This window comes from Gemmatimonadota bacterium (genome assembly GCA_016209965.1).
Classification (GTDB): domain Bacteria; phylum Gemmatimonadota; class Gemmatimonadetes; order Longimicrobiales; family RSA9; genus JACQVE01.
The window spans coordinates 1-4030 of the sequence record JACQVE010000238.1 but is presented as its reverse complement, the minus strand read 5'-3'; the positions used below and the strand labels follow the sequence as shown (position 1 = coordinate 4030).

At 69.6% G+C, this 4030-nt stretch carries 3 protein-coding genes; all 3 read left to right on the top strand.

The window, feature by feature from the left end; all coding sequences use genetic code 11:
- The first annotated feature begins 112 nt into the window (after window positions 1-112).
- The 3 genes from HY703_09565 (at window position 113) to HY703_09555 (ending at window position 4004) form a co-directional block, all read left to right on the top strand.
- Complete coding sequence (locus HY703_09565) at window positions 113-532, top strand: hypothetical protein (GenBank protein MBI4545431.1); 420 nt, start codon at window positions 113-115, stop codon at window positions 530-532.
- A 287-nt stretch (window positions 533-819) separates the two neighbouring features.
- Window positions 820-2922: a universal stress protein gene (locus HY703_09560; protein ID MBI4545430.1), complete on the top strand. Its 2103-nt coding sequence runs from the start codon at window positions 820-822 to the stop codon at window positions 2920-2922.
- Window positions 2919-4004 (top strand): radical SAM protein, encoded by a 1086-nt coding sequence (locus tag HY703_09555; GenBank protein ID MBI4545429.1) that lies wholly within the window; start codon window positions 2919-2921, stop codon window positions 4002-4004. Before HY703_09560 ends, HY703_09555 begins: the two co-directional genes overlap by 4 nt.
- The last annotated feature ends 26 nt before the right edge of the window (window positions 4005-4030 follow it).

The window sequence follows — 4030 nt, the reverse complement described above, 5'->3', positions numbered from 1 at the left end:
AGGAGCGGAACCTGGCCAGTGGCTTGGCTGAGTGCCGGCCCACCGACCTGGCGCGGCTGCTGCTCGGACCGCGCAACCCCCGAGGCAACGGCGATACAGCGAGCAACGCGAGATGAACACGAACACACCGGGACCCCCTGGCCCCAGCCCCAGCCCCAGCCCCAGCCCCAGAACCGCGAAGTTCCGGCAGGCCGCCTTCTTCTACCTGCACGTCGGCCTGCTCTACGAGGCCGCCGTCTGGGTCACCTGGCGGGAGGGGCTTCTCCCGCAGGCGCGAACCGGGCTGGTCTGGCTTTGGCTGTTGCTCGGGGCGCTCATTGTCGCCTTCGTCTTCTGGGCGCTCTGGGTCCGGGAGAGCAAGTGGGTGGCGCGGGTGGTCTGGGCGCTGGGCGTGCTGCGGCTGCCAGCCCTGGTCCGGAGCGCCTTCTTCCCGGCAGCGGCCGCCCGCGTCCCGCCAGAGTTCTACCTGGTAGCCCTCCTGATCGTGCTCATCAACTTGTGGCTCCTGGCCCGCGCCGGTTGGGACCTCTAGCCGCGTTCCAGCGCCGCTGCGTGCCCTGCCCCTGCCCCCTGCCCCGCCCGAACCTCGCGCAGGCCAGGATCAGGAAAGCTCAATGTTGACAGGCCCGGCCGCGGCGCTTATACTCGCACCCCGTCAATACGGCCAGCTTCCCTGCGTTCCGAAAGAAAAAAGAGCGAGGGTGCTCGCTGAAGGGCTTCCGGGCCCATTTTTCTTGCCCGCTCCGCGTCGGACACGCGCAGGATGCCTCCGAGCTCCCCGTGTTCCGGTGCCGCGCGGAGCGCATGCCCGAATAAGCCATGTACCGTGAGATCCTGGTCCCGGTCGACAACTCCCGGCACTCCACCTGGGCGGTGGAGCGCGCCCTCGAGGTGTGCCGTCGCTCGGGCGGCCGGATTACGGGGAACCACGTGTATGCCGCGCGGCTGCACGACGTCCGCTTCCGCCAGCTCGAGACCGGGCTGCCCGCCCGCTTTCAGACCCGGGAAGAGATTCAGCGCCAGCGGAAAATCCACGACAAGCTGCTCGAGAAGGGGCTGCAGCTCATCTCGGACAGCTTCCTGGACCAGGTGGATCGCTGCTGCCGCGAGGCCGGCGTGCCCATGGTTCGCCAGCTCCTCGAGGGCATCAACTACGAGGAGCTGATCCGCGAGGCGAACGGCGGCGCGGGGCGGCTGCCCAGCCTGATCGGCTTCGACCCGAACATTGCGGGCAAGTACGATGGCGGCGCGCGCGTTCGCACGGACGTGCGGCTCGGTGAAAACGGTCGGCTCATAGCGGAGTCGGAGGAGCAGGAGGAGAAGCTGGCGGGGACCAGCTCGCGCTCCTACGACCTGGTCGCCTTGGGTGCCCACGGCATCGGGCGCCAGCCGCACAGTCAGTTGGGCGGCGTAGTCATGCGGGCAGTGCGCGGCATCCAGAAGGACATGCTGGTGGTGCGCGACGCCGCGCCCCTCGAGGGTGGCCGCTACCTGGTCTGCGTGGACGGCTCGGCTTACAGCTACAAGGCCATGCGCGCGGCCCTCGAGCTGGCGCGCGAGTTCCAGGCCAGGCTCTACGTCTGCAGCGCCTTTGACGTCGAGTACCACCACGCGGTCTTCGGCAGCATCCGCTACGTGCTGTCCGAGCAGGCCTCGAAGGTCTTCAAGTTCGAGGAGCAGGAGGAGCTGCACAACAACATCATTGACAAGGGTCTGCTCAAGCTGTGTCAGGCCAACATCAAGCGGGCGCAGGTCATGGCCGAGCAGTACCCCGAGGTCGAGGTCGAGACGCAGATCCTGATCGGCAAGCCCTTCCAGGTGGTGCTGCAGTGGGCGGAGGAGGTCCGGCCCACGCTGCTCGTGCTCGCGCGGCATGGAGCCCACCGCATCACGGGCACGGATCTGGGCTCGCAGGCGGACAACCTGCTGCGCCTCGCGCCGACCAGTGTGCTGCTGATCGGGGCCACGGACGTGCACCCGGAAGACATCCCCTGGATCGAGGAGGATGGGCAGGCGGGGCTCGAGTGGGCGCCGGAGGCGGAAGTGCGCATTCTGCGCGTCCCGCCTTTCGCCCTGGGCATCGCGCGGAAAGCGGTGGAGGAGTACGTGCTCGAGCATTATACTCCCTCTCCCTCTCCCACTCCCGCGCCCGCTTCCCTTTCCGGACCGGACCGACCGGGAGCCGGAGCCGCGGCCGAGCCGCTGGGAGCGGGAGGGGGAGCGGTGCTGGAGCCCGCGTCCCATTCTCTCCCCATGGTCACCAACGAGTGGCTCGATGAAGCCATCCGCAAGCTGCTGCCCACGCACATGCAGCTCATCATGGGCATCGGCACGGCCGAAGAACTGGCACTGGCGGAGGTGAAGGCGGAGGAGGCCATGAAGCGGACGGTGGTCCGGGGGAGCGACGCAGACCCCGAGCCCGAGGCGCCCATGGTGGAGGCCCGCTGCCCCCACACCGGCCACGTGACGTTGCGCGCCCGCACCGAGAAGGACCCCGTGGTCTGGACCGAGGAGGCGCACCAGCGGCTGAGCCTGGTGCCGCTCATCGCGCGCCCGCTGGCACGCAACACGGTCGAGCGCTTCGCCCGCGAGCATGGCTTCTGGCGCATCACCACGCGAGTCATGGACGAGAACAAGCAGGCCATGATCCTGGCCGACGAGTTCGACATGGATACCATGCTGGTGATGTTCAAGGAGCTGCAGGCCAAGCAGCTCAAGGCGGAGGCGGAGGGCGTGGACCCGCTTTCCCCCGAGATGCGCCGCTTCATGGAGGAGGCGAAGGCGGCGGGCGTCACGCGCTGCCCCATCCGCGACATCGAACAGCAGATGCAGAAGTGCCCGGTGGACTTCAAGACAACGACGCCGGAGCAGGCGCGACGGGCAGTGGAAGAGTTCATCGCCAGGGAGGCCGAGCCGCGATGATCCCGGGGAGAAGGCCGGCCACCTACATCCCCCACGTCGTCGCCTGGAACCTCACGCGCCGCTGCAACCTGGCGTGCGCCCACTGCTATATCGCGGCCGGCGGCTGGCACTCGGCGGAGGGCGAGCTGACGACGGCGGAGTGCCGCCGCATCATGGGCGAGATCGTGGCGCTCAGCCGGAGCGCAGCGGAGGCCGCCGAGGGGGCAGGGCCGGGGGAGCCGTTACGGGGAGGCAACCCGGCGCCGCTGTTCATCCTGAGCGGCGGCGAGCCGTTGCTGCGCGAGGACCTCGAGGAGCTGGCCGCGCACGCGGTTGCGCTCGGGGCCACGGTGGTCGTAGGCACCAACGGCACTCGCCTGACGGACGAGCGCATCGGGTCCCTCCAGTCTGCCGGGGTGAGCGGTGTCGCCCTGAGCGTGGACTCGCTGGACGCGTCGTATCACGACCGCTTCCGCCATGGCCATGGCGCGCTGGTGGACACGCTGGCGGCAGTCGAGCGGCTGCAGCGCCAGGGGCTCGACTTCATTATCCAGACGACGGTCACGCGAGGGAATCGCCGGGAGCTGAGCGCGCTGGCGGGGTGGGCGGCGGAGCGTGGCGCCGTCGCCTTCAACGTCTATTTCCTGGTCGCGACCGGCCGGGGCGCGGGGATGCGCGGCCTCGAGCCGCGGGAGAACGACGAGGTGCTGGTGGAGCTGCTGGCGCTCGAGCAGGAGTACCGGGGCCGGATGATGGTGCGCTCGAAGTGCCAGCCGCAGATCATGCGGCACGCGTACCAGGCCGCTGCCGATTCGCCGCTCCTCAATTACGAGACCCGCTGCCCCTGCGGCGTGCAGTACTGCCGCATCACGCCGGAAGGCAAGCTGACGCCCTGTCCCTATCTGCCCGCGGTCGCCGGCGACCTGCGGCGCCAGAGCTTCGCGGAGGTCTGGACCGGCTCCGCGCTGTTCCGGGCGCTGCGCGAGGGCGAGCTGGGCGGGAAGTGCGGGCGCTGCGAGTACCGCAAGGTGTGCGGCGGCTGCCGGGCGCGGGCGTTTGCCGACGGCGGGGACTTCCTCGGCCCGGACCTCTCCTGCGGTTAGGAGCCCTGCGGCGAGGCGTCGCTGGT

Coding starts and splice junctions, on each gene's coding strand:
- HY703_09555 (MBI4545429.1), top strand. CDS start 2,919: ATGATCCCGGGGAGAAGGCCGGCCACCTACATCCCCCACGTCGTCGCC.
- HY703_09560 (MBI4545430.1), top strand. CDS start 820: ATGTACCGTGAGATCCTGGTCCCGGTCGACAACTCCCGGCACTCCACC.
- HY703_09565 (MBI4545431.1), top strand. CDS start 113: ATGAACACGAACACACCGGGACCCCCTGGCCCCAGCCCCAGCCCCAGC.